Annotated in this window: 25 protein-coding genes; 19 read left to right on the top strand and 6 right to left on the bottom strand. The window is 57.8% G+C overall.

The window, feature by feature from the left end:
* Window positions 1-109: 109 nt before the first annotated feature.
* Genes GOV79_RS07370 through GOV79_RS07355 form a run of 4 tightly spaced genes read right to left on the bottom strand, consistent with a single transcriptional unit; the run spans window position 110 to window position 4405 of the window.
* The gene (locus GOV79_RS07370; protein WP_170789265.1) at window positions 110-1837 is read right to left on the bottom strand and encodes a thiamine pyrophosphate-binding protein; all 1728 of its coding nucleotides are present in this window, start codon (window positions 1835-1837) and stop codon (window positions 110-112) included.
* Entirely contained in the window at window positions 1837-2964 is a 1128-nt protein-coding gene (locus tag GOV79_RS07365; protein ID WP_170789264.1) for an enolase C-terminal domain-like protein, read from the bottom strand. The genes GOV79_RS07370 and GOV79_RS07365 overlap by 1 nt, the downstream gene beginning before the upstream one ends.
* A complete protein-coding gene (locus GOV79_RS07360; protein ID WP_170789263.1) occupies window positions 2961-3707 on the bottom strand; it encodes an aspartate/glutamate racemase family protein in 747 nt (248 codons plus the stop codon). Before GOV79_RS07360 ends, GOV79_RS07365 begins: the two co-directional genes overlap by 4 nt.
* Window positions 3707-4405 (bottom strand): GntR family transcriptional regulator, encoded by a 699-nt coding sequence (locus tag GOV79_RS07355; protein WP_331252410.1) that lies wholly within the window; start codon window positions 4403-4405, stop codon window positions 3707-3709. The genes GOV79_RS07360 and GOV79_RS07355 overlap by 1 nt, the downstream gene beginning before the upstream one ends.
* 94 nt (window positions 4406-4499) lie before the next feature.
* Between GOV79_RS07355 and GOV79_RS07350 the strand changes: the two genes are divergently transcribed.
* From GOV79_RS07350 to GOV79_RS07330, 5 genes are read left to right on the top strand one after another with little or no spacing between them, the layout of a single operon-like run.
* The gene (locus GOV79_RS07350; protein WP_170789446.1) at window positions 4500-5741 is read left to right on the top strand and encodes an NAD(P)/FAD-dependent oxidoreductase; all 1242 of its coding nucleotides are present in this window, start codon (window positions 4500-4502) and stop codon (window positions 5739-5741) included.
* A 33-nt stretch (window positions 5742-5774) separates the two neighbouring features.
* A complete protein-coding gene (locus GOV79_RS07345) occupies window positions 5775-6755 on the top strand; it encodes a TRAP transporter substrate-binding protein (protein ID WP_170771991.1) in 981 nt (326 codons plus the stop codon).
* 58 nt (window positions 6756-6813) lie between these two features.
* A complete protein-coding gene (locus tag GOV79_RS07340) occupies window positions 6814-7350 on the top strand; it encodes a TRAP transporter small permease (RefSeq protein WP_170771993.1) in 537 nt (178 codons plus the stop codon).
* 4 nt (window positions 7351-7354) lie between these two features.
* Complete coding sequence (locus tag GOV79_RS07335; protein WP_170789262.1) at window positions 7355-8662, top strand: TRAP transporter large permease; 1308 nt, start codon at window positions 7355-7357, stop codon at window positions 8660-8662.
* Between the two features lie 3 nt (window positions 8663-8665).
* Entirely contained in the window at window positions 8666-9592 is a 927-nt protein-coding gene (locus tag GOV79_RS07330) for a hypothetical protein (RefSeq protein WP_170789261.1), read from the top strand.
* A gap of 40 nt (window positions 9593-9632) precedes the next feature.
* On the opposite strand, the gene GOV79_RS07325 is transcribed toward GOV79_RS07330, so the two are convergent.
* Together GOV79_RS07325 and GOV79_RS07320 are read right to left on the bottom strand one after the other, a co-directional pair.
* Window positions 9633-10682 carry a metallophosphoesterase family protein gene (locus tag GOV79_RS07325; RefSeq protein ID WP_237217964.1) on the bottom strand — a complete coding sequence of 350 codons (1050 nt, stop codon included), beginning with the start codon at window positions 10680-10682 and terminating at the stop codon, window positions 9633-9635.
* A 422-nt stretch (window positions 10683-11104) separates the two neighbouring features.
* Window positions 11105-12112 (bottom strand): nuclear transport factor 2 family protein, encoded by a 1008-nt coding sequence (locus GOV79_RS07320; RefSeq protein WP_408015512.1) that lies wholly within the window; start codon window positions 12110-12112, stop codon window positions 11105-11107.
* A 162-nt stretch (window positions 12113-12274) separates the two neighbouring features.
* Between GOV79_RS07320 and GOV79_RS07315 the strand changes: the two genes are divergently transcribed.
* The 14 genes from GOV79_RS07315 (at window position 12275) to GOV79_RS07250 (ending at window position 26249) form a co-directional block, all read left to right on the top strand.
* Entirely contained in the window at window positions 12275-13321 is a 1047-nt protein-coding gene (locus tag GOV79_RS07315) for an ABC transporter ATP-binding protein (protein ID WP_170783343.1), read from the top strand.
* Window positions 13322-13396: 75 nt separating this feature from the next.
* Window positions 13397-14608, top strand: a complete 1212-nt coding sequence (locus GOV79_RS07310) for an ABC transporter substrate-binding protein (protein ID WP_170772002.1) — start codon at window positions 13397-13399, stop codon at window positions 14606-14608.
* A gap of 67 nt (window positions 14609-14675) precedes the next feature.
* Window positions 14676-15698, top strand: coding sequence for a carbohydrate ABC transporter permease (locus GOV79_RS07305; RefSeq protein WP_170772004.1), 1023 nt, complete (start codon window positions 14676-14678; stop codon window positions 15696-15698).
* Window position 15699: 1 nt separating this feature from the next.
* Entirely contained in the window at window positions 15700-16854 is a 1155-nt protein-coding gene (locus GOV79_RS07300) for a carbohydrate ABC transporter permease (RefSeq protein WP_170789258.1), read from the top strand.
* A gap of 4 nt (window positions 16855-16858) precedes the next feature.
* Window positions 16859-17389, top strand: coding sequence for an ester cyclase (locus tag GOV79_RS07295; RefSeq protein ID WP_170755243.1), 531 nt, complete (start codon window positions 16859-16861; stop codon window positions 17387-17389).
* 11 nt (window positions 17390-17400) lie between these two features.
* Window positions 17401-18732, top strand: a complete 1332-nt coding sequence (gene hisD / locus GOV79_RS07290) for a histidinol dehydrogenase (RefSeq protein WP_170789257.1) — start codon at window positions 17401-17403, stop codon at window positions 18730-18732.
* Complete coding sequence (locus GOV79_RS07285) at window positions 18729-19781, top strand: ester cyclase (RefSeq protein WP_170789256.1); 1053 nt, start codon at window positions 18729-18731, stop codon at window positions 19779-19781. Before hisD ends, GOV79_RS07285 begins: the two co-directional genes overlap by 4 nt.
* On the top strand, window positions 19781-20545 hold the full coding sequence (locus GOV79_RS07280; RefSeq protein WP_170789255.1) for an SDR family NAD(P)-dependent oxidoreductase: 765 nt from the start codon (window positions 19781-19783) through the stop codon (window positions 20543-20545). Before GOV79_RS07285 ends, GOV79_RS07280 begins: the two co-directional genes overlap by 1 nt.
* A complete protein-coding gene (locus tag GOV79_RS07275; protein WP_214648116.1) occupies window positions 20545-21588 on the top strand; it encodes a LacI family DNA-binding transcriptional regulator in 1044 nt (347 codons plus the stop codon). Before GOV79_RS07280 ends, GOV79_RS07275 begins: the two co-directional genes overlap by 1 nt.
* Entirely contained in the window at window positions 21585-22574 is a 990-nt protein-coding gene (locus GOV79_RS07270; protein ID WP_170789254.1) for a nuclear transport factor 2 family protein, read from the top strand. The genes GOV79_RS07275 and GOV79_RS07270 overlap by 4 nt, the downstream gene beginning before the upstream one ends.
* Before the next feature lie 148 nt (window positions 22575-22722).
* Window positions 22723-23682: a cupin domain-containing protein gene (locus GOV79_RS07265; protein WP_170789253.1), complete on the top strand. Its 960-nt coding sequence runs from the start codon at window positions 22723-22725 to the stop codon at window positions 23680-23682.
* A gap of 58 nt (window positions 23683-23740) precedes the next feature.
* The gene (locus GOV79_RS07260) at window positions 23741-24865 is read left to right on the top strand and encodes a cobalamin-independent methionine synthase II family protein (protein ID WP_170789252.1); all 1125 of its coding nucleotides are present in this window, start codon (window positions 23741-23743) and stop codon (window positions 24863-24865) included.
* Complete coding sequence (locus GOV79_RS07255) at window positions 24862-25557, top strand: alpha/beta fold hydrolase (protein ID WP_170789251.1); 696 nt, start codon at window positions 24862-24864, stop codon at window positions 25555-25557. Before GOV79_RS07260 ends, GOV79_RS07255 begins: the two co-directional genes overlap by 4 nt.
* Window positions 25554-26249 carry an RraA family protein gene (locus tag GOV79_RS07250; RefSeq protein ID WP_170789250.1) on the top strand — a complete coding sequence of 232 codons (696 nt, stop codon included), beginning with the start codon at window positions 25554-25556 and terminating at the stop codon, window positions 26247-26249. The genes GOV79_RS07255 and GOV79_RS07250 overlap by 4 nt, the downstream gene beginning before the upstream one ends.
* Window positions 26250-26303: the final 54 nt, after the last annotated feature.

The raw sequence follows: 26303 nt of genomic DNA, 5'->3' as shown, positions 1-26303 counted from the left end.
TGGGCCTGCCGTGGAATTGACAACACCTTCTCGAGGATGATCTGCTGGCCGCCCCTCTGGAAGGCTGGGGCGATTCACAAGGAGCAGTTTTTGTAGCTGTCCCGGGCCATCAATAGAAATGAGGCAGATTTTTCGTTCGGGCCACGCGGACCCAATTCGGGACAAAGGGGATGATCTTGTCCTGCGTTGGGACCATGATTTCGATAAAATTCGCGCCAGGATTTGATATCGCCTGTGTCAGGATCGGCTCGATCTCGTCTTCGGATGTGATGCGGGCAGTCTCAAAGCCGAAGCCTTCAGCCACTTTCAGATAGTCCACGGCGCCGAAATCGGTTGTCCAGGGTGCGTCGACGTCATCCAGCAAGATGGCCTCGCCGCGGATCCAACCGAAACTGTCGTTGCGGTTCAGGATGATGGTCACATTCTTGCCTGACCGCTTTATGGTTTCCATGTCTCCCAGAACAAACCCGATCGACCCATCCCCCGTTAGTGAGATGATAGGACCTTCGGTGGCGTAAGACGCGCCAAGACCCGCAGGAATGGCATAGCCCAACGCGCCCATCGAATAATTGGTGATATAGCGACGGCCGGCCTCTCGGAAGGTCAGCAGGGCAGAAGGGTAAATAGCGCTGACGCCGGGTTCGGAGGTGACGATTGCGTCGGCAGGCATGATCCTGTCCAACACTTGCGACAGCTTCACGGGCGATATCGTTCCCTCTGGCATCGGGATATTCGCGTTGAACACCTTGTCTAGCGCAGTGCGCTTTGTCTGGGTCAGATCAATACGGGGACGGGTCAAGCCCGGATGCTCGGATTTCAGGATTTCCAGCATATAGGCCAGGCTGGCACGGGCATCACCGGCAAGGCCTATCTTGACCGGGAAGTTATTGCCGATATGGGCCTCGGCGATGTCGAGATGCAGAAAGGTCTTGTTCTGTGGGTCGCCATACAGTTTCCAATGATCGGTCGCGGCGCTGTCGGTGTTGGACCCGATGAAAAAGATCAGATCGGCGTCGTGCACATATTGGTTGGAATACTCCATACCACCACGCGCACCGATGACCCGTAAGGCCAGGGGGTGATCTTCGGGTATAGTACCCTTGCCAGGTGTGGTCGTGCCGACCGGAATTTGCAGAAGCTCGGCCAGTTCCAAAATGACGTCACCTGCCTTCGAGATCAGCCCACCCTGGCCGCAGACAATCGCGGGTTTCTTGGCCGAAAGCAACGCGTCGATGGCGCCCCGCAACTTGCCGTGATCGGCCACGGGCCGGTGCGCCGGATAGGCTGCGTATTCCGGTTCGGCATAAAGGTCGTTCAGGTCGGCCTCTTCACCGAAGATGTTGATCGGGATGCGGATATGAACAGGGGCAGGGCGGCCCGAGGTCGCGACGCGAAACGCTCGGCGCAGCAGAAACGGAATTTCTCGGACGTTCGTGACCGTGAAGGATTCCTTGCAGATGCTATCGTACAGTGCTGTTTGATCGACCCCGGTCAGCCCGTGCCTTTTGTCCTGATTGATCGGGATATCGGACGAGAAGAAAATCACCGGCACCGAGCTGAGAAACGCTTCGGTGATGCCGGGGCTGCAATGGGTGACGCCGGGGCTTGGTGCTTCGAGCACGGCGGGTTTGCCGGTGATCTTGGCATAGGCTTCGGCCGCGTATGAGGCTGTGCGTTCGTCGCGGGTGAGGATGAATTCAATGTCCGAATTGGCGCGCCATTCCTTGTACCAACCAATGGTTGTCTCGCCGGGCAAGCCGAACACATGGGTCACATCGTGCAGCTCAAGCATCCGCAACAAAGCCTGCGCGCCGTTCATTCGTATTAATTCGGCCATCATGTGTCCTTCAAAAGCTGGGTGCGATACCGCCCCAACATGTCGGGGTCCGGGGCGATGCCCAGCCCCGGCGTTTTGGGAACCTGCACATGACCGTTCCGGACGGGGAAGGGCGACTGCGCAATGTCGGCCTGGGCATAGTAAGTGGACATGTAGAACTCACACCCCAGCGTCAGGTCGGGGATGGCCGCCATAAGATGGGCGCCTGCCATGTGTGCGATCGAGGTTTCGAACATGCAGCCTCCGTAGACATCAATCCCCGCCGCGCGGGCGATCGCGGCGATCTCGATACAGCGCCGGATGCCGCCTGATTTGGCGGTCTTCAAAGAAAAGATGTTTGCAATGCGATCACCGGCGCCCTGAAGCGCCTGATGCACGTTGAACACGGCCTCGTCCGCCATGATGGGGACATCGACGGCGCGTGTGATCTGGGCCAACGCTTCGCGTTCATGCATCCGGACCGGCTGTTCGACGAAATCCGGGCGGAAGGCTTCAAGGTCGCGAATATGGCGGATGGCGTCATAGGCCAGAAGCCCCTGATTATAGTCGATCCGCAGGCGTATTGCCTCGCCATATGTGTTACGCAGGTGTTCCAGCCGCATGAGGTCGAAAGCATGATCGGCGAACCCGGTCTTGAGTTTGAACAGGCGCACCCCATCGCCCCACAAGCGGGCAATATCTTCGAGGTCGGCCCCGAAATCGGGATTCGCAACCGAAAAGCTCAACGGTATTTCCCCGCGATGCCTACCGCCGACCAATTCGGCAATAGGCAACCCGGTGATCTGACCGGTCAGGTCCAGGAGCGCCGACTCAAGAGCGGCTTTGGCTTCGGGATGACCAACCAGCACGCGATCCGCCTGCGTCATGGTCGGCTCTACTTGGCATGGATCCTGACCAACGACGTGCGGTCGCAGATGCACATGCAGCGCGGCGGCGGCGGCCTCTAGCGTGCCAGTAAAGACGGGCCAGGGTGAAGCCTCACCCCATCCGGTCAGGCCGTTATCTGTGGTTAATTCGCACAGGGCTGCGTTTATACCGCCCACATCGCCCGAACCGTGGGAGTGGACGGCCTGCGCCGGGATGTGAACGCAATGGACACGCAGGTCGATGATGCGATGGTCGCTCATGGCTGGTCCTGCGGGATATCGTCAAGATGCGGTGGGAACCGCCGTGGCAGCAAGCCAGACTGGAACCAAAGCAGGTAGGTGTAGATGGAAAAAACGGGACGCCCCGTCGCCCGGCGGATATCGGCGGCGTAGGGGACCATATTGGTGCATTCAAGAAGGATCGCGCCGATATTGGGGTGGTCCGAGACCAGCTTTTGGGCTGCGCGAACATTGTCCATGCGCGCCTGTTCAAAGTCGATCTCTGCAGCATCGCCCAACACGTGCGTGGTGAAATGAGACCCGGCACCCGTGCCGGCGACCGGAGTTCCCTCGGGGATGCCGGCGGCATCAAGATGGGCGGTGGTCAACGTTTCGGACGAGATCGTCAGGATACCCAGCTCCTGATCGGCGGGCAGGGATTGACGGATCAGCGGGGCCTGAAGCAGCGAGGATGATGCAACAGGCACCCCAAGCGCGCGCGAAAGTTCAGTCTGGAACGGGACGAGGAAGCCGCAATTTGTGGCAATGCCATCGCAGCCCATATCCACCAGTTCTTGTCCGGCCTCCACGAATGCACCCAATAGAGGAGTTGCATCGCCGCGGACCACATTGTCTGGCGTGGCCGGTGAGACAATCTTGTATTGCACCGGGAAGGGCCAGGTGCCGGCGTTGCCGATATCGCCCGGAATGCGGGGAAATCGGGTGTTTAGCATCAGGATGCCGACCGATGCTCCGTATACGGTTTTACCGCCAAATGTTGTCATCAGGGTGTATCCTGCGGGGCATAAAGATCTGCGAAGGCAAGGCGCACGGCGGCTGACGCATGCTGCGCACGGTTTTCGATATGTTGGCGCATCGCTTTCGCTGCGCCCTCTGCGTCCCCATTCCGGACCAGATCCAGTATGATGCGATGCCTTTCGGTTGTGGTCCGCCCAGCGGCCTGCAAGCTGCGCAGGTCTGCCGCGCGCACAAATCGGATCTTGTCATAAATCGTTGTCAGCAGCCGCGTCAGTTCGGGATTATCCGCCAATCGCGCAAGGCTCATATGAAACGCCTCGTCCAGCTCCAACAACCGCAAGGGATCCGAGCACGTGGCATATTCGTCTGCTGTACTGTCCAGCGAGGCGTTGATGTCGTCTAGGGCGTCGGACTCGGCGCGTAGTGCTGCTTGGCGTGCTGTTTCACACTCTATGGCCATGCGCGCCTGGTACAGATGGGTAATCCGCTCATCGGTCAGGGCCCGGCAGAAAAATCCACGCCCGGCATGAAAATCGACGAACCCTTCGGCCACCAGCCTGTTCAAAGCCTCGCGCAAGGGGGTGCGGCTGGCTCCAAGGTCGCGGGACAGTGCGGATTCGTTGATCCGCTCGCCCGGTTTGAACGCAAAAGAGGCGGCCATGGATCGCAGCTGCGCATAAACTGTGCTGACTGTGTCTTCGGTATTGGAAACTGCGAGTGTCACAACCGTTTTCCCTGAGATTTGCAGCTAAAATACGCAAGGCTTGCTTTGAAGGCAATACTGTGCATTGATCTGTATACAGAAAGAGGGCGAGACCATTCCAAAACGGATCATCATAGCAGGTGCGGGAATTGTCGGCGTATCGACAGGTATCTGGCTACGCCGCTTTTCTGATGCAGACGTGACGATCATAGATCGGCTTCCGCCGGGCGAGGGCACGTCTCATGGCAATGCAGGCGTGATCGCCGCCTGTTCGGTTGCGCCGGTGACGGCACCGGGATTGGTGCGAAAAGCGCCTAAGATGCTGATGAACCCGGACTTTCCGCTGTTTATGCGCTGGGGATACTTTCCGAAATTGCTGCCATGGCTGATCAAGTATCTGGGCACCGCAAATGACAGCGACACCCGCCGCATATCCAGCGGGTTGACCACAATCGTCGCCGACAGTGTCGAGCAACACAAGTCTCTGGTCGCGGGTACAACCGCCTCGGATTGGGTGCAGGAGAGTGATTATTCCTTTGCCTATGCCGACCGGGCGGCCTTCGAGGCGGACAGCTACACTTGGGGTCTGCGCCGGGATGCGGGATTTGAACCGATCATTCGCGAAGGAAGTGCGCTGCGAGATTTTGAGCCAAACCTTGCGCCCTCGGTCGGTTTGTTGGCAACGATGGCCGATCATGGCTATGTCCGGGACCCCGGTGGATATGTAAAAGCTCTGGCAGACGTGTTCCAATCTGCGGGCGGTACAATTCAGCAGGCCGAGATCAAGGATGTCGAGACGACGGACGATAAGGTGTCCGCTGTTTTGACATCGGCAGGACCGCATCCTTGCGATCAGCTAATAATAGCGACAGGTGTTTGGTCGAAGCCATTGATGCAGAAACTGGGCTTGGACATTCCACTTGAGACCGAGCGTGGCTATCACATCATATTCGAAGACGCCGAAAGTGGCCCGTCCCATCCCATCATGGTTGCCAGCGGGAAATTTGTGGCAACGCCAATGGCTGCGGGCTTGCGCTGCGCCGGAGTGGTCGAGTTCGGCGGATTGGACGCAGGCCCCAATGACGCAGCCCTGAACCTGCTGCGTCGTAAGGCCAAGGCGGCCTTTCCAAACCTGACATACAAGGCAGAGGTGCCCTGGCTTGGACATCGTCCGGCCCCCTCGGACAGCTTGCCTCTGATTGGAGAGGTGCGAGAAACCGGGGTGTTTACCGCTTTTGGCCATCACCACATTGGATTGACCGGTGCCCCGAAAACGGGAAGGATCGTCGCAGGTCTTGTCGCGGGCCAACCAGTCAACACCGACATCGGTGCATTTGATCCCATGCGTTTTGCATGAAGCCGCGAAGTTTTGACTATCAGGGAGACTAAAATGACAAAAATTACGACAACTTGTGCAACCATTGCCACGGCGACCGTGTTGGGGCTTCCCGCTGCTGCACAGGAAAAGTGGGATCTGCCCATGGCGTATTCGGGCTCGAACTTTCATTCAGTAACCGGTGCGGAATTTGCCAAATGTGTGACCACCGGAACCGGCGGTGAGATCGAGATTACCACGCACCCTTCCGGGTCGCTTTATGCAGGGGCCGATATCAAACGCGCGGTTCAAACTGGCCAGGTGCCGATTGGTGAGCGTCTGCTGTCCGGACATCAGAATGAAAGTGCCATCTTCGGTTGGGATTCGGTTCCTTTCCTCGTGTCCTCGTTTGACGAGCATGAGAAGCTGTACGAAGTGGCGCTGCCGCACGTGCAGGATTTGCTAGCCGAGCAGAACATGACGATGCTCTATTCTGTACCGTGGCCGCCGCAGGGGCTATATTTTAACAAGGAAGTGAATTCCATCGCGGATATGGAAGGGTTGAAGTTCCGTTCGTACAACAATGCAACAGCCCGCATGGCCGAGTTGACCAAGATGCTGCCCGTGTCCATCGAAGCGGCTGAGATCAGTCAAGCCTTCGCGACAGGCGTGGCCGAGTCGATGGTGTCGTCTGGGGCTACGGGTTATGACCGGAAGGTTTGGGAAAGCCTCAGCCATTTCTATTCCGTCGACGCGTGGTTGCCGCGCAACTACATGCTGATCAATAACGACGTTTGGAACGGCGTTTCTGATCAGAACAAGAACGTGATCAAGGCCTGTGCCGAGTTGGCCGAATACGCGGGGACATGGCGCGCCAAGGAATATACCGGCTTCACCCTGGCAGGTCTGGCCGAAGGCGGCATGACGGTTGCTCCGGCGGGTGACCAGTTGATGTCCGATCTGCGGGGCGTGGGTGAAACCATGGCCGCCGAATGGCTGGAAGCGGCGGGAGATACCGGTGCGGCCATTCTGGACGCTTATAACGCAGCGCAATAAGTACCTTCGCCCGGACCTCTGCACTGGTCCGGGCCTTTTCTGCCCCGGAGACCGACCTATGACGGGTGCCTTGCGCGGCCTGCGCCGCTTTCTCGATTTTCTCTATTTTGCGGCCGGTGTGCTGGCTGCGCTATGCCTGATTGCGATCCTGTTGCTGATCGTTGCGCAGATGGTGGCGCGCTGGACGGGTGAAATCTTTCCCGGCGCGGCGAACTACGCGGGCTATGCGATGGCAGCGGCCAGCTTTTTTGCCTTTGCCAATGCGTTGAACCGGGGCGCGCATATCCGGGTTTCGATCCTGTTGAACGCTGTCCCGCAGGCGTTTCGTCGGGTGCTGGAAATCTGGTGCTTCACCATTGCGGCAGCGGTGATGTGGTACTTTGTGTATTACGCCTATTGGTTCACGTACTGGTCTTGGAAATTCAACGAAGTCAGCCAGGCACAGGATGCGACGCCATTATGGATTCCGCAATCTGTCATGGTCGTCGGGGGCGGCATTCTCGCCATCTCGCTGACCGATCACCTCGTACACGTCATTTTCCGGGGCGATCACCGGATTCAGCGTGATCTCGTCGATCAGAGTTTCGGAGAGTAGGGCGATGGAAGAAATCTATGCAATCTCTCTATTCCTGTTCGTCCTGTTTCTTCTTCTGGGCACAGGCGTCTGGGTTGGCCTGGCGCTGATGGGTGTGGCCTGGGTCGGGATGGAGCTGTTCACGACCCGCCCGGTAGGCGACACGATGATCACCACAATCTGGGCATCATCCTCAAGTTGGACCCTGACAGCGCTGCCGCTGTTTATCTGGATGGGAGAGATCCTGTTCCGAACGCGACTGTCCGAAGACATGTTCCGCGGTTTGTCGCCCTGGATGGCGCGGCTGCCCGGAGGATTGGTGCATACCAATATTGTGGGGTGTACGGTCTTTGCGGCTGTGTCAGGGTCCTCTGCCGCGACGCTGACCACGGTTGGTAAGATGTCCATCCCGGAACTGCGGGCGCGCAACTACCCCGAGCGGATCGTAATTGGGACATTGGCGGGTGCTGCGACGCTGGGTCTGATGATCCCTCCTTCGCTGGCTTTGATCGTCTATGGCGTCACCGTGAATGAGAGCATCACGCAACTGTTCTTTGCCGGGGTGTTTCCGGGTCTGTGTCTGGCGCTGATGTTCATGGGATATGTGGCGCTGTATTCGTGGTTCTCGGGTGCCTGGAACCCGAAACAGGAAACGTTCATGAGCTTTGGTGAAAAGCTGAAGAACTCTCGTTTTCTGATCCCGGTCATGTGTCTGATCTTTGTGGTGATCGGGTCGATGTATGCGGGCTACGCCACCGCGACCGAAGCTGCAGCCATCGGGGTCATAGGGTCCTTGGTTCTTGCGGCCAGTCAGAAGTCGCTGAATTGGAACACCTTTACGGAAAGTTTGATGGGGGCGACGCGGACCTCGGCCATGATTGCGCTGATCCTTGCGGGCGCTGCGTTTTTGAAGCTGGCAATGGGTTTTACCGGCCTGCCGCGCGCCTTGGCGGACGGCATCGCCGCGATGGAGCTATCGCGCTTCGAGTTGCTGATGATCCTGATGGTGTTCTACATCGTGCTGGGCATGTTTCTGGACGGAATATCTTCGGTTGTTCTGACGATGGCCGTGGTCGAGCCAATGGTGCGCGAGGCGGGGATCGACCTGATCTGGTTTGGTATCTTCGTCGTCGTCGTGGTCGAGATGGCGCAGATCACGCCGCCGATCGGCTTCAACCTGTTTGTTTTGCAGGGTATGACAGAGCATGAGATGGGCTATATCACCCGTGCCGCGTTTCCGATGTTCATGATCATGGTGCTGATGTGCTTTGTTCTGATCTGGTTCCCGGATGTTGCCATGTGGTTGCCTGAAACCATGCGACAGGCGCCCTGACAGGTGGTTTCAGCGCTTGGTTGGCTGGGGCAGCAAGGCCGCTACTGCCTGATTGCCGGGCTAATTGCAGGATTGCTGGCCCCAGGCCTTGCCGAGTTTCTGCGTCCGTGGATCGGGGTTCTAGTGGTTTTGCTGCTGCTGGTCACCGGCATTCGTGTAGGCGCCAAACAGGCGTTGGGTGTCCAAAGTGATTTGACTGCGACAGTGCTGCGCATCGTGGCTCTGCAAGCGGTGTTGCCGCTGATCGTGATTGTAACCTTGGCGGCGCTGGACCTATTGCACTTCCCCTTGGCCATGGCGGTTTCCTTGATGCTGGCTGCGCCTTCACTGACGGGTGCTCCGAATTTCGCGATCATGATGGGTCAGGACCCGGCACCGGGAATGCGGATTTTGGTCATCGGAACGGCGTTGTTTCCGATCACGGCCCTTCCGGTGTTCCTTATCCTCGACCCTGCTGGTGGAGGGGTTTTGAGTGGAATCAGCTTGTCCCTTGGCCTTCTTGCAGCGATCCTTGTTTCGGTCGGGATCGGATTTGCCATTCGTCATCTGTTGCCCGTTATGGGGCAGCCAAGGGAACAGGGTGCCTTGGACGGGTGTTCCGCCCTGTTGCTGGGCGTCGTCGTGGTCGGGTTGATGAGCGCGATAGGCCCGCTTTTGCAAACCGAACCTCTGGCTCTGCTTCTTTGGCTCATGGCAGCGCTTGCCATCAATTTCGTCCTCGTCAGCGGGGCATTGTTGGTTTCAAACTGGGCACGGTTGGACATGTCCATTCCAACGGCGATCTACGCGGGCAATCGCAATATTGCCCTGTTCCTGATCGTTTTGCCGGAAGAGGCAGCGGCCCCATTGTTGATTTTTGTGGGGTGTTACCAAATCCCGATGTATCTGACGCCTATCCTGCTGGCACGTTTTCGTGGGCTGATTCAGTAACTCCTGTGGGTTTCCAACAAGGCCATAGAGTGACTGCCTGTTAAATGCAGGTGAGCCTGCTTTCGGCCAACTGGCACCGAATTTGAACCTGCCCGGTGTCCCCAATGGCCTCCATCAGCCATGTATTGTCAGTGCCCTTGGTCAACATCAAGAAACCGAATTCGCCATTGTTGACCACAAGGTCTGCCAAGTGTCCGGCGATTTCGATATCCCTTGCAACGCCTGTGGGCATTGGATCAAGCTGCGTGCCACTGTTGCCGACGATGCTTTGAACCGGACCGTCCGACAGGTCGATGGCTTGAAACGCATGAATATGACCCGACAGGATGAGGGTGACGGCCTGGGGCATGGTACCGCCAAAGGCTGCGCGCTGGGTGTCATCCCCGTTAATCAGCTCCCCAAATGCGCGCATGTTCGCCCAAAGCGGGCGATGTGTCAGAAGCCAGCCTTCGCCATTGGTTCTTGCGATGAGATCGCGCGCCATTTGCGAATATTCCGGTAGCAAGTCGGGGCTGCTATGGGGCGCGGGACCGGCGGAGGAATCAAATACGATCAGATCCAACCCATCGAAAGATGTGATCCATGGCTGGGAAACTGCTGGGCAATCTGACGGCACCGGGCCGTCTGCGAAATACCGAAACCACCCTTTGTCTCCACGTCCGCAATTTTCGTGATTTCCCCTGAGGAAAAGAAACGGCGCGGCCTGGAACAGCTGTTCCGCCGGGGTTAGCCAGTCGGCAGACCAGGCCTGAAACGTGTCTCCGAAGGGTGAGCCGCCGCATTTTTCCGCGTCCGGGCATTCCGAAGACCGGTACAGATAATCGCCGACATGAATGATCAAATCCGGCGATCTGGACGCGACTTCCTCTGCAATTTTCGTCAGGGGCCAGGCACTCGGATCATTGCAGGCCTGGGCCCTGTTTCCGCGAATGCGGCAGCCGGTATCACCAATGACAGCGATACGTTCTACGGTTGGGCTGAGCGTTGGAAGCACCTTTGTGTCCACAGATATCCGACCAAGGGTTTCCTGAGCCCGATGCTCGCAAACGTGGCCCGGGAACTGGGCCGATGGTGTTGCCCTTTTCTGCATGGCGACAGAACGGCCTTCGACTTGTAGCAAAGGACATTTTGGCGACGCCGAGATAACACGGACAACTATTTCGCGATCCGGTCCAAGTTGCACCCAATGAGACAGAGTTTCCCCAGAAGCAGCTGAGATCGCGCAAAACAGCCAACTCCACGCCAGTAAGACGAGTGATACGACCCTGACCGACACACGGATACCCCGACCAAACAATGCGGCAACAGTACGATAGGGGATTGAAAAGTCTAGTGCGGATCACTCACTTGGCTGGCGACCTCGCCCGCAGCTTCAAAGCAATATCGAATGCATCCAGCCGGCATAGCAGACCGATGTTTTGTTGGTAAACCCATACACGCTTTGTGCGCGACTTCCGGAAATGCTTGTTTTCTACACCGTTTCTATGGGGTTGAGATGGCGCAAGTCCACATTCATCCTCCGGTTTGTTTGATCCCCGTTGTCCGAGTAAGAACGTCCACCCCTTGCTGTTTCCAAAAATGCAGCAAATCAATGAACACCCAGTTTTCGGCCAGTTTATCATCGGCGCGCCGATAAATGTCGATCACCCTAAACTCGCCCGGCTTGCCAGTGGATGGCATGCCCATGAACCCTCCTGACGGTATTGCAGTGAAGTTTGGCCAGCCAAAGAAGCCGCCGTAGTTTCCTTCGGCCAGCCGACAGACATGTTCTGTCTTTGAGCGTTCTGTGAAACCTGCACGAAAGGGCCCGGAATGTTGTTTGGCATAACGGTCTATTGTGTAGGTCGCGCCAATACCCTCGGGCCCCCACCAGATCATGTCCTGGTGCCAGGTTCGGGCCAATTCCTCTTGCAATGTCATTCCGCTGTTCCACTGCCCGAGATCCGAGATCATAGCATTGATGAGCGCCAGTGTCTTATTGCCTTCTTCAATGGGTTGCTCGTTCCACAGCAGGCCGTCATGGGTCAACGGCCCGGGTTGGACCAAATGCGCTGCTGTTTGCGGCGGAAACGGATTTTGCCCGGCCTGCACCATCAAATGCGGAATGTCGAAATACATCGCTGTTTCGACAATCCGGTCGCCTGAGACTTTGTAGAATGCGCAATACCGCAGGAACGCCATCTTGCCGGTCGCGCGGATACCCAGCCACGGTTTGTCGAACAACCCCATCAAATGCCCCATGGAAACGACCCATACGTCGTCTGGGTCATGTAGTGAGTTGTGCCCCGCGAACAGGATATCGACACGGTTCTGCATGTGGGCGAGGCTGGACCTCAAAGGTTGCCAGAACTGCCGGGCAACCTGGTCAGCACCGGTGATTTCGTTGAAGGGATGAAAACCACGCCACTTCAAATCCGTCGTACTGAATTGGCTCATCACCTTTGGGATGTCATGCTCTGTTGCGGTATCCATGGCCGTTTGAAACGCATAGACAAGTTTTTTCTGGGTCTGAAAGCTCACGATTTTTCCCATTACTGTCAGAGTGTTGCGAGGCGCGCGAATCTTTTGATCGGGCGTTTTTTCCAATATTCTTGCATACGTATGCAAAAATGTCTTGCCTGATTTGATATATGCGAATTACAGTTTTGCAAACGTATGCAAGCGAATCTTTGTGGGGGCACCATGGCGGAAATTCAGTTACGCAACGTGGGTAAGCGATGGGGCTCGTTCATTGGGGTTCACAATTTCGACCTGACCATTGCAGATCGCGAGTTTCTGGTGCTGCTGGGCCCGTCGGGCTGTGGTAAGACCACCACGATGCGGATGATCGCCGGGCTTGAGGACGTGACCGAGGGCGAGATTCTGATTGACGGCAAGGTCGTTAATGATCTGGAACCCAAGGACCGTGACGTGGCGATGGTGTTCCAAAGCTATGCCTTGTACCCGAACATGAACGTCTATGAAAACATCCGCTTTCCGCTGAAAGTGCGTGGCATCGATCCAGCGACCCATGACGACAAGGTGCGCCGCGCCAGCGCTATGGTCGAGCTTGACGATTTTCTGCATCGCAAACCGGCCGAACTGTCGGGCGGTCAGCGGCAGCGTGTGGCGCTGGCCCGCGCCATCGTGCGGGAACCGAATGTCTTCCTGATGGACGAGCCTCTGTCGAACCTCGATGCCAAGCTGCGGGTCTCGACCCGGGCGCAGATCAAGAACCTCAGTCATGAGTTGGCGGTGACGACGATCTATGTGACCCACGACCAGATCGAGGCGATGACTCTGGCCGACCGTGTTGTGGTGATGAAACAGGGCGTGGTGCAACAGGTCGGCAGTCCGACCGAAATCTATGACCGTCCCGCGAATACTTTCGTGGCCAGCTTCATCGGCTCGCCGGCCATGAACCTGATGGAAGGAGAGGTCACAGGCGGCGTATTCCGAGCTGAACATGTTGAAATTCCGGTCAGCGCGCCTGATGGCCCTATGACTCTGGGGTTCCGGGCCGAGGATGCCAGCCTTGCTGAAGGCGCAGGCCAGATCACCGCTCCGATCTACACGCTGGAGCTGCTGGGCGACGCGACCATGATCTCGGTCCGGGTCGGTGGAGCTTTGGTGTCGGTCAAGGCCGATAAATCTTTCCGCGCCGAGATCGGGGATGATGTCTCATTCTCTGTGCCTACAGAAATCTGTCACCTCTTCGAAGCTGGAAGCGGTGCGCGGATCGGGGAGTAACCCCGCCAACAGCCCTTCGGGGCATAACAGCGGTCCGGGCGTCGACGACGGACCCATCCTGACAGGGAGAAACGCATGAAACTCAAGACGATCCTAATGGCAGGAGCCATGGCCATCGCGGCAAGCGGTGCATCGGCAGCCTGTTCCTATGAAAACGAAGTGCCGCTGAAATCGCTGTCAGCGGGGTTCGAAGCCTGGAAAGCGGTGACGGATGCGATGGCCGAGTGCGGCAATTTCAGCGCATCGCTGGATCAGGAATTCCGCGAGAAGCAGCCCGAAGCCTTTGCTGCCAACCCGTCGCTCTATCAAATCGGCGGCGTTTCCAACGCGACCCTTGTGCCCTTGCTGAACGCAGGCACAATCCGGCCTCTGGATGATCTGGTCGAAAAATACGGCCAGAACCTGCTGCCGAACCAGCTGATCAAAGTCGATGGCAAGACAATGGCAATTGCTTTCATGGTCAATGCGCAGCACCTGATGTATCGCAATGATGTTTTGGCTGATCTGGGCATCGAAGAACCAAAGACATATGGCGAGATAATAGACGCAGCGGCCAAGATCAAAGAAGCCGGTGTAATGGATTATCCGATCGGGGGCACTTTTAAGACCGGTTGGAACCTTGGCCAGGAATTCGTCAACATGTATCTGGGCGAAGGTGGCGCATTCTTTGGTGACGGCAACATGCCCGCAATCAACAATGCGCAAGGCGTAGCTGCGCTGGAAACGCTGAAAGCGATGACGGACTATATGGACCCGGAATACCTCGTCTCGGACTCCACCTATGTCCAGCAGCAATTCCAACAGGGCAAAATTGCCATGGCCAACCTGTGGGCCAGCCGGGCCGCTGCCATGAATGATGAGGCTGAAAGCCAAGTTGTCGGCAAGGTCACGATGGCCTCAGCGCCGATGGGGTCCTCGGTTCCGGCCACGACCGTTTGGTGGGACGGCATCGTCCTGGCCTCGAACATGAGCGATGAAGAAGCAGACGCGGCCTTCCGTCTGGTGATGGAAGGTATCGATGCCGAGATGGTTGGCGCAAACAATGACACCGCTGTCTGGCTGAGCACGGCGTACACACCGGGTGAGCTGGCTGCGGGCGCTGCGGCCTCGGCAGAAGGTGGTGCCAAACCATATCCTGCATCTGGTCCCATGGGCATCATGCACACGTCGCTGGGCAATGGTCTGGCCGATTACCTGACCGGTGCCAAAGATGCGCAAACCGCGCTGGCCGATATCGAGGCGGATTACATCACCGCCGCGAAAGAGGCCGGTCTGATCAGCAACTGATCCTCTCTGGGGAGGGCCCCGTGCCCTCCCTCTTTTCCCACCCGAGAACCATGAGAAAGGCAGAGCCATGAATTTCCGGACATTTGCCGCCTTTGTTGGCCCCTCTGTCTTTATGATGCTTCTCTTTATCGCGTTCCCGCTGGTTAGCGTGTTCAAGCAGAGCTTTTATATCACCCAACCCGTCTATGAGACGGTCGAGGTCGAAACCTGCACACCCGGCTTCCTGACCCAGACCTGCGTGACCGAGCTGAAATCGCAGCCCAAGCTGGATGAACATGGTGAGGTGATCACCCGGACGGAATATGTTGGCCTGCAAAGCTATCGCAACGTGCTGGAGCCCGAGCGGGCCTGGCGCGCGATCACTGAGGGCAATTGGTCGGTCCTGTCCACCATCAATTTCTGGAAGGCGTTGCGTTTCACACTGACATTCACGCTGATCACGCTGCCACTGGTCATCGGGTTCGGGCTGGGTATTGCGGTTCTGATCAACAACGCCGCGGGGTCAATCCGCGGACCGGTGATCTTTATTTCGCTATTGCCCTTCATCATCACGCCGGTGATCGGCGCACTGTCTATCAACTGGTTGTTCCGTGGGGACGGCATCCTGACCGCGCTGCTGGAGTGGTGGCTGAACCGCGATATTGCCTTGTTTGCGCAGGCGTGGACCATTGAAATCCTGATGATGTTCTACCGCGTCTGGCACGTGGCCCCGTTTGCGGCCGTTGTGTTCTATGCCGGGTTGCAGACCGTCAACCAGGACAGTCTCGAAAGCGCCGTGATCGATGGGGCGACTCGTTGGCAACGCATGAAATACATCGTCATCCCGCATCTGATGCCGCTGATCATCTTCGTGTCGATGATCCACCTGATGGACGCCTACCGGGTGTTCGAAGAGATCGTCGGTTTCTCGAGCCAAGCTTATGTCATCTCGCTGCAATGGCTGACCTTCGACTTCCTCGTGCCGGATCAGGCGGGCAACCGGTCGATCAGCCGGGCCTCGGCCAGCGCGATGCTGACAATGATCGGGATCGTCCTTCTTCTGATCCTGCCGCTGCGCCGCACCTGGCGCGACCATAAAGGAGGCCACTGATATGTCCTCGCGCGCGCTTCGCCAACCTCTCAGCCTGCGGCTGACCTCGAACATCTTCCTCGCGTTCTGGTGTCTTGTCGCCGCCTTCCCGATTGTCTGGATCGCGATCATGAGCGTCAAATCCCCTGTGGATGCCTATGACAGCAACGCGCTGAACGTGATCTTTGGCCCCGCGACGCTGGCTACAGGCAACGGGTTGTCGGTTCTGGATATCATCCTTGGCATCGCAGTGATCTGGGGCGCGGCCATGGTCGTGACCAAAGTGCTGCCCGCGAAGATCAAGGAATACACGTCACCGGGCCAGGAATGGTTCGGTTGGGTGGTCGGAGTGCTTGTCGCCCTGATCGCCTTCCTGCTGGTATTCTTTGTGGTTCTGCCGTCGGTTCTGAATGTGCTGAACCCGCTGTTTGGCCCCTTGGGTCGTGACGTGCTGGGCATGACGACCGAGCACTATAAAACCGTTTGGGTCGACCGGGGCTTTTCCAACAACTTCAAGAACTCGCTGATCGTTACCGCCGGAGTGGTGACCGTGTCGCTTACCGTAGGCACGCTGGCGGGCTATGGGCTGGCGCGGTCGGGCTCGACGCTGGCTTTCTGGATTTTGCTGATCGCGCTGATCTTTCGCGCGCTGCCACATTCGGTTCTGGTGGCAGGCTATCTGCCAGTCTTCATCAATTCAGCCGAATGGCTGGCGCCTATTCTGGGTGAGAATGCACCGACGCTTTATGGCAAACCTTTCGCCGTGATCGCGGTGCTGGTGGCGATCAACCAGCCGTTCACGATCTGGATGCTGCGCTCGTTCTTTCAGAACATCCCTGCCGAATTGGACGAGGCCGCGCGGGTCGATGGCTGCAACCACTTTCAGGCCTTCCGCCGGGTGATCATGCCGGTGATGTGGCCGGGGGTGATTACTACCGGGCTGTTCAGCTTCCTGCTGGCCTATAACGACTTTCTGGTGACCTCGCTGCTGCTTGATGCGCAGAACCAGACGATGGTCCCTGCCATTGCGGGCATGTTCAACCGCGAGACAACGACGACCGATCAGGTGGTTGCCGTGGCAGCTGCTGTGTCGATCATCGCTCCGCTGTTCTTCCTTGTGATGATCTTCCAACGCCAAATCGTCAGTGGCCTGACCGCTGGCGCAGTAAAAGGATAAAGAAATGAAGGGTTCCCGCCCGGAACAAGCCGTTCTGACCCGTGATACGGACATGTCCAAAACGGATGAAACGCGACGTGTGATCGAGACGATGGTCGATGGTCTGAATGACCACCGCATTGATGATATCGGCGAGTTCTTCTCGCAAGGATTCCGCTGGTTGGGTAATCAGGGCTGTGGCACCAAAACTGGCCTGAAAGAGTTTCAGGACAACTGGCAGCGCCCCTTCCAGGCGGCGTTTTCCGACAAGACCTGCATTGACGAAGCGCGTCTTTACATGGGCGAATGGGCCGCCGCCTTTGGCCGGCAAGAGGCCACCCATTCCGGCGAATTCCTCGGAATCGCCCCCACCGGCAAACGGGTTGAAATCCGTTACATGGATTTCTGGAAAGTGGTCGATGGCAAGATCGTCGACAACTGGGTGAACGTGGATTTCGCCCATGTGGCCGCGCAGCTGGGTGTGGATCTGTTCAACGGCGAGGGCTGGGAAGCCTATGACCGAGGTGAGAAAACCGCCCCTCGCCCCGACAAGTAAGGATCAGGATTATGGCTATCGAGTATCTCAAACGCGGTAAGTCCGACGCTGACCGGGCCGAGGATGACGCCAAGACCCGCGCCGTGGTCGAGGCCACGCTGAAGGACATCGAAACCCGGGGTGATGCCGCCGTGCGCGAGTTGAGCGAGAAGTTCGACAACTATTCCCCCGCCTCGTTTCGCCTGTCGCCAGATCAGATCGACGAGCTGATCGGCCAACTGACCGAGCGCGAGCTGAACGATATCAAATTCGCGCAGGAACAGGTGCGCAACTTTGCGCAGGCGCAGCGCGACTCGATGCTAGATATCGAGGTTGAAACCCTGCCCGGCGTCATTCTGGGCCACAAGAACATCCCGGTGCAGTCCGTGGGCTGCTATGTGCCCGGCGGTAAGTTCCCGATGGTGGCCTCGGCCCATATGTCGGTGGCGACGGCCAGCGTGGCGGGTGTGCCAAGGATCATCGCCTGCACACCTCCGTTTCAGGGTAAACCGAACCCGGCAGTGATCGCAGCCATGCATCTGGGCGGCGCGCATGAGATTTACGTCATGGGCGGCATTCAGGCCATTGGCGCCATGGCGCTGGGAACCGAAACCATTGATCCCGTGCACATGCTGGTCGGCCCCGGCAATGCCTTTGTGGCCGAAGCCAAGCGCCAGCTCTTTGGCCGCGTGGGGATTGACCTGTTCGCCGGCCCGACCGAGACCATGGTGATCGCCGATGAGACTGCAGCGGATGCAGAGCTTTGCGCCACCGACCTGCTGGGTCAGGCCGAGCATGGCTATAACAGCCCCTGCGTGTTGCTGACCAATTCGCGCAAGCTGGCCGAGGATACTTTGGCCGAAGTCTACCGCCTGCTGGGTATCCTGCCCACCGCAGACACCGCGAAAGTGTCGTGGGAAGAATATGGCGAGGTGATCGTCTGTGACTCCTATGACGAGATGCTGCAGGTCGCCGATGATATCGCCTCTGAGCATGTTCAGGTGATGACCGACCGCGATGACTGGTTCCTTGAGAACATGACCTGCTACGGCGCGCTGTTCCTTGGGCCGCGCACCAATGTGTCGAACGGTGACAAGGTGATTGGCACCAACCACACGCTACCCACCAAAAAGGCAGGGCGCTATACTGGCGGACTTTGGGTGGGTAAATACCTGAAAACACACAGTTATCAGAAGGTTCTGACTGATGAGGCGGCGACGCTGATCGGCGAATATGGCTCGCGCCTGTGTATGCTGGAAGGCTTCGTGGGTCATGCCGAGCAATGCAACGTCCGCGTCCGCCGCTATGGCGGGATCAACGTGCCCTATGGCGAGGCGGCCCCCTATCGGGACGCCGCCGAATGAGTGATATTCATGCGCAGCATAAAGCCCTGATCGCGCCGGTCAGGGCGGCTATGTATGACTTTACCGAAACGGGTGTACGGCAGGCGCTGGCCAGGGTCAGCGCCCCGGACGCCCTGTTTCGGTTGTGCCATCCGTTTGGCGACAGCACCGGCAGCGATGCCTTCTATGACACCGCCTTTAAGGGTCTGCTGGACGCATGGCTTGATTTGGAGCGGCGCGACTACATCGTCATGGCCGGGCCGGATGAACACGGCGCGGATTGGGTCGGTTGCGGCGGCTATTATACCGGCACCTTCACCGGGCCTTGGCTGGATATCCCGCCGACCGGCCATCAGGTGACAATGCGGTTCCATGAATTCTATCGCTTCCGCGACGGCAAGATCGTCGAGATGCAGGCGCTGTGGGACATCCCCGAAGTGATGATGCAGGCCAACGCCTGGCCCATGGCCCCCAGTCTTGGGCATGAATGGCATGTTCCGGGCCCCGCGACGCAGGATGGTCTGGTGCCGGGGCCATATGATGCCGATAAAGGCCAGCAGACGTGCCAGCACATCATCGACATGCTGGATCACCTCAAGAAACACCCATCAGAAGGTGGGCCAGAGGTGATGGAAATGGAAAAGTTCTGGCATCCCCGCATGAACTGGTACGGCCCCGCCGGGATCGGAACCGGGCGCGGCTATGCTGGGTTTCGCAACTGGCACCAGATTCCGTTCCTGAACGGAATGCCGGATCGCGGGCAGTATGTGGATGACATCACCTATCACTTCTTTGGCGATGGCGAATACGCCGCCGTCACCGGCTGGCCGAACATGATCCAGACGGTGACCCATGACGGTTGGATGGGGATTGCGCCGTCGGGCCAGCGGATCACCATGCGCAGCCTGGATTTCTGGCGGCTCGAGAATGGCCTGATCCGCGAAAACTGGGTTCTGGTCGATCTTCTGGACGCTTATCGCCAACTGGGAGTTGACGTGTTCGCCCGTCTGCGGGAATTCAACAAGGCCCGGAATATGGACCGAATTGAAATACCGGATGGAATGAGCTGATGACTGACCTGCCCCGCACCCCCTCGTTTTCGCTAAACGGTAAAACCGCGCTGGTTACCGGTGCCTCCTCGGGCATCGGTCAGGGCTGCGCCGTGGCGCTTGCCGAGGCCGGGGCGCATGTGGTCTGTGCTGCGCGCGGGGCGGATCGCCTGGCTGAGACAGTCGCCGCACTGCAGGCGCAGGGCTGGTCGGCCGAGGCTGCGGTGGTGGACCAGGGTGACTTGCAGGCGCTGAAACAGCTGTTCGAAGGCCGTACTTTTGACGTGGTCGTCAACTCCGCCGGAACCGCCCGCCACAGCCCGGCTGTGGAGACCACGCCTGAAGATTTCGACGCAGTTACCAGCGTCAATCTGCGCTCGGCCTATTTTCTGTCGTCCTATGCGGCCAAGGCGCTGCTGGCGGCAGACAGGCCGGGGTCGATCATTCATATCTCAAGCCAGATGGGCCATGTGGGCGGCGTGGACCGGGCGCTTTATTGCGCCACCAAACACGGGCTTGAGGGCATGGTCAAAGCGATGGCTATCGAATGGGGCAAACAGCGCATCCGCATCAACACCGTCTGCCCGACTTTCATTCGCACGCCACTGACACAATCCACGTTTGATAACCCCGAACGTGCCGCTTGGATCATGGAGAAGATCAAGCTCGATCGCGTGGGCGAAGTCGAAGACATCATGGGGGCGGTCACCTATCTGGCCTCAGACGCCTCGGCGCTGGTGACCGGCACCTCGATGCTGATTGACGGCGGGTGGACGGCGGACTGATGGCTGAAAAGGTCACATCCCTACAGGTTGCGCAACTGGCCGGTGTCAGCCAATCGGCGGTCAGCCGGGTGTTTACGCCCGGTGCATCCGTCAGCAAAAAGACCGAAGACAAAGTGCGCAAAGCCGCCGCTGAACTGGGGTACAGGCCCAATGTTCTGGCTCGCGCCATGGTGTCGGGCAAAAGCCGCATCATCGGTTTGGTGGTGGGGTATCTTGAGAACTACTTCTACCCTGAGGCGTTGGAAAAGCTCTCCAATGCGTTGCAGGAACAAGGCTATCACGTGCTGATTTTCATGGCCTCACGCTCGGCCGGGAATATTGACGACGTGATGGACGAGATTCTGGACTATCAGGTGGACGGGGTCATTCTGGCCTCGGTTCCGATGTCGTCGGATATCGCCACGCGCTGTCAGCAGGCCGGTGTTCCGGTGGTGCTGTTCAACCGTTCGCAGGATATTGATGGGATCACCACGGTGGCCTCGGACAACTATGCGGGCGGGCGCAAAGTGGCTCAGTTTCTACTGGCCGGAGGACATAAGCGTATCGCCTATATCGCGGGTTGGCAGGGCGCCTCGACCCAGCGTGACCGCGAGGCTGGGTTCCGTGCGGCCCTGGCTGAAGGTGGGCAGGATGTGTTCGCCCATGATGTCGGAGATTTCCACACCGAAAACGCCCGAGCCGCCGCCCGCCGGATGTTTGATGTTGCCCCTGATAAACGACCTGACGCGGTCTTTGTGGCCAATGATCACATGGCTTTGGCGGTGATGGACGTGATCCGCTTTGAACTTGGCCTGCGCGTGCCCGAGGATGTCTCGGTCATCGGTTATGACGACGTGCCGCCCGCCGGGTGGCCCGCCTATAACCTGACGACAATCCGCCAGCGCGCCAATCTGATGGTGGCTGAAACCGTCACCGCTTTGCTTGACCACATCGACACCCCGGCCACGGCCGAACCACGCAAAGTGGCCATAGACGGGCCTCTGGTCGTGCGGACTTCGGCGCGTTTGCCGAAGGGGTGGAAACCACAAAGGACTGAGACATGAAGGGCTTTGATCCGAAATTCCGGGATTTTCCGGACTACATCATCGGGATCACCAAAGAGATCTGGGAAGATCGCGGCATCGTCACGCTGCATGACTATTATAGCAAGGATATCGTCGTGCGCTCGCCCGGGTCGGTGGTGCTGGGCAACCAGAACGTCATCGGCGCGACCATGGCGACTCTCGCCGAATTTCCCGACCGTCAATTGCTTGGAGAGGATGTTATCTGGTCCGGTACTCCGGAAGAGGGGATGCTAAGTTCGCACCGGATCATCTCGACCGCGACACATTTGGCCGAAGGTGTCTACGGTAAAGCGACCGGGATCAAACTGCGCTATCGGATTCTCGCCGACTGCCACGCCATCGACAATCAGATCAATGACGAGTGGCTGATCCGCGATCAGGGGGCGATCGTGCGTCAGATGGGTTGGGACCCCAAGGAATACGCCGCCGATTTGATCGCGCGCGAAGGTGGACCTGAGAACTGCGTCAAACCGCTGACACCCGAGATCGACCAGCCCGGTCCCTACAAGGGAACCGGCAACGACAATGAATGGGGGCAGCGTTACGCCGATATCCTGACCCGGATCATGAATGCCGATTTGGGCGCAATCGAAACCGAATACGACCGCGCTGTTCAGTCCGAGTATGTAGGCGGGGTTACCGGTCACGGCTGGGACTCAGTGGATCGGTTCTGGATGGGTTTGCGCGCCAGCTTCCCCAACTCAGAGTTCAAGATCGAACACCAGATTGGCCGCGATGACCCGAATATGCCTCCTCGCGCCGCGATCCGCTGGAGCCTGTGGGGCAAGCATGATGGCTGGGGTGTCTTTGGCGCGCCAACAGGTGCGCAGGTCTATGTTCTGGGCATCAGCCACGGTGAGTTCGGCGAGTTGATCGCCGGCCAGCCGCAGCTGCGCCGGGAATACACCTTGTTCGACGAGACCTCGGTCTGGAAACAGATCCTGCTACAGGGACAGGAGGACTGAGTGGCTGCGATGTGCCTCTCGCTGAACGCCAGTCAGGCGGCGCGGCGCTTTCACACGCATCGCGCCTCGCTGCGCGCGCGGCGTTTGAACAACCGACCTCCCGGGGGACGGGATTGATCCCATCACCCCCATTTTCAAGGAGACCATCATGAGCACAATCCAACAACGCATCGTCCGCTACGGCGAACTGCAGCCCTGCAAAACCGCCTTCATCGACGCCCATACTCCGGGCAGCGATCAGAAAGAGAACTTTACCATCATCGGCGGTGGCGTGTCCGAAAGCCCCGATCAGCATGTCCATATCACCGATAAGATTGGCTTTAACATTGGTGCTGCAGGGCAGCCTCCGAAATGCCGGAATTCACTGCACAGCCATACCACAGCCGAGGTCTTTTTCGTCGCCAAAGGGCGCTGGCGGTTCTTCTGGGGCCGCTATGGCACAGCGGGTGAATTCATTGCCGAAGAAGGCGATGTTTTCAACATTCCCACGGGTATTTTCCGAGGTTTCGAAAATGTCGGTCAGGACTATGGGATGATCATGTCGATCCTGGGCGGCGACGATGCAGGCGGCGGAGTGACCTGGGCCCCTCAGGTTATTGAAGATGCGCAGGCACATGGTTTGATGCTGGGTGACAATGGGGTTTTGTACGATTCCAAAAAGGGGCAGGAACTGCCACACAATGTGCATCCGATGCCTCTGTTGACTGAAGAGCAATTGAAGGACTACCCCGAAGTTCCGGTTGAGGATGTCGTGGGCAAATATGTTGCGCGCTATTGGGACCTAATGGCTTTGTCGGCCAAAAAGCCCGTTCGGGTGATCGGTGAGAATGGAATAATCAAGGACAAACCTGGGTTTGAGGTCGATTTCCTTGGACGAGGGTCTTCTGTTACCGAACCAACCGTTGCAGCATCTGCCGTCGTTCTTATGCCTGCAAGCGGCCACTGGCGCATTTCGATCAACGATCATGAAACCACATTGTCCACCGGTGACACGGCTTTGGTCCTGCCTGGTGAATCCTATTGTGTGAACCCTTCGATGACAGGGCAGGCGGGTCTCTATCGGATCACGGCAACGGATGATCCGGCGGGCCCCACTTGGATAGGATGAGCGTGGACACCATCGACGCGCAGGCAAAAAATGCGCGCAAAAATATCAGGAGGCTCTGATGACGATCAAAACCACCCATGTTGGGTCTCTGCCTCGAACGCAGGACGTTGTGGACTTCATTTTCGCCCGCGAAAACGACACGCCTTATGTCGGGGATGCTTTTGACGCTTGCATGGCAAATGCAGTCTCCGAAACGGTTCGTAAACAGGTCGAAGCCGGAGTGGACATAGTCAGTGACGGTGAAACGTCGAAAATTTCATACGCGACCTATGTCAAGGATCGGTATTTTGGATTTTCAGGTGACAGCACCCGCAACGCGCCCGCAGATTTGAAGATGTTTCCCAGCTTTCTTCAACGGCTGGCTGAGGGTGGGGGCACGCCGCAATACGCACGGCCAATGTGCACTGGCGAGGTTCGGTCCAAAGGGCAGGGAGAGCTGGAAAAAGACCTTGCCAACCTCAAAGCGGCTATGGCGCAGCACGGGGTCGAACATGGCTTTATGAACGCGGCCTCACCGGGTGTAATCTCATTGTTTTTGCAAAATGATTTCTATCCGTCGCGCGAAGCGTATCTGACGGCGTTGGCCGACGTTATGAAAGAGGAGTACGAAACCATTGTCGCCGCAGGTTTGGATCTGCAATTGGATTGTCCGGATTTGGCTTTGTCCCGCCACATGCTGTTCACCGACCTTTCAGACGACGAGTTCGTCAAGATTGCGGATATGCATGTCGAGGCTCTGAATCACGCGCTTCAAAACGTTCCGCAAGAGCGTGTGAGGGTTCATATTTGCTGGGGCAACTACGAGGGTCCGCATTGCTGCGACATCGCAATGGACAAAGTGTTTGGCGCGCTGATGGCGACCAAATCACGCTATGTATTGTTCGAAACTTCGAACCCGCGCCACGCACATGAATGGACAGTATTTCGTGACCGCAAGGCCGAGATTCCCGATGACAAAGTTCTGATCCCGGGCGTGGTCGACACGACCACCAACTTCGTTGAACATCCCGAACTCGTGGCCCAGCGGATCGAACGTTTTACCCAGATTGTAGGGGCCGACCGGGTGATTGCTGGCAGCGATTGTGGCTTTGGAACATTTGCAGGCTTCGGCGCGGTCGATCCGCAGATTGCTTATGCCAAACTGTCCGCACTGTCAGAGGGCGCAAAGCTGGTTTCCTTATGAACCCATTGATCTTCTTGCCCGGCATGATGTGTGACGCGCGGCTTTTTGGCCCTCAAATCGAAACATTGTCCAGTGTTTTGCCGGTCATGACCTTTCCGCTAAGCCAACACGATAGCGTCGTGGCAATGGCAGCTGACATCTTGGGAAATGCCCCACCGCACTTTGCACTGGCGGGCCTGTCGATGGGCGGGATTGTGGCTATGGAGGTGCTGCGTCAAGCCCCCGACCGTGTCGCACGTTTGGCGTTGCTCGATACAAATCCGTTGGCCGAGTTGCCTGAAGTGAAAGCTCGTCGCGGGCCGCAAATGGAAGCGGTGCGTGCAGGTCGCCTGCAGCAAGTGATGCGCGAGGAAATGAAACCCAACTATCTGGCCGAGAGCTCTCGTCAGGGCCGCATACTGGATCTTTGCATGGAAATGGCGGTCGATCTGGGAGCGGACGTCTTTCTGCGTCAGTCGCTAGCACTAATGAATCGACCGGATCAGCGCGCGGTTCTATCCAGCTATCGCGGACAGACATTGGTTCTGTGTGGGCGAGAAGACGGGCTATGCCCGATCGAGCGCCATCAATTGATGGATGATCTCTTGCCAAACAGCACATTGAAAATCGTCGATGGTGCAGGTCATTTGCCTACATTGGAACAGCCAAACGAAACAACAGAAGCCCTTTCGAGCTGGTTGGAGAACACATGACACCGTCTCTTTTGTCTTTGCTTCGTAAGGTCGATACGCCGACTGTCTGCAACGCCATCGAAGTGGCGCAGGGCCAGCGCGGGTTCAACAGGTTTACACGCGGTACAATGCTCTGCTCCGCTCCTGAAGAACCCGCGATCGTTGGCTACGCGCGTACGGCCAAGATAGCTGCAGTTCACCCCCCGAATGAGCCGCCAGAGGTCATTCGAACACGTCGCATGGCCTACTACAAATATATGGCCGAACCGCCCGGCCCATCCATCGCGGTGGTCGAGGATACGGACTATCCCGAATGCGTCGGTGCATATTGGGGTGAGATCAATACAACGGTTCATAAAGGGTTCGGCATGTCGGGCGTCCTGACCAATGGCGTCATGCGTGATCTTGGGGACATGCCCAAGGGATTTCCGGTCATCGCAGGCTCCGTCGGGCCAAGTCACGGCTTTGTCCATGTCCGCGAGATTGACACGCCGGTTTCAATCTTTGGACTTGAGGTGTGCCCCGGCGATTTGGTCCACGCCGATCGACATGGGGCGTTGGTTGTGCCGGAAGACATTATTGATCAACTGGAAGCCGCCATTCAAAATCTTTTGTCGACCGAGCGTATCATCCTGGACGCCGCCCGACAGCCGAGATTTGATTTTGAAGCCTTCGAAACTGCCTGGAGTGCATTCGAAAAAGCGAGGGTCTGATTGACAGATAGCACTGGGCGGTTCCGGCTGGCAGGTCCTCTGCTTAGTACCTGC

This window comes from Ruegeria lacuscaerulensis (assembly GCF_013034745.1).
GTDB lineage: Bacteria > Pseudomonadota > Alphaproteobacteria > Rhodobacterales > Rhodobacteraceae > Ruegeria > Ruegeria lacuscaerulensis_B.
Note: the sequence above shows the minus strand (reverse complement) of the source record. Positions and strands in the feature narration are given on the sequence as shown.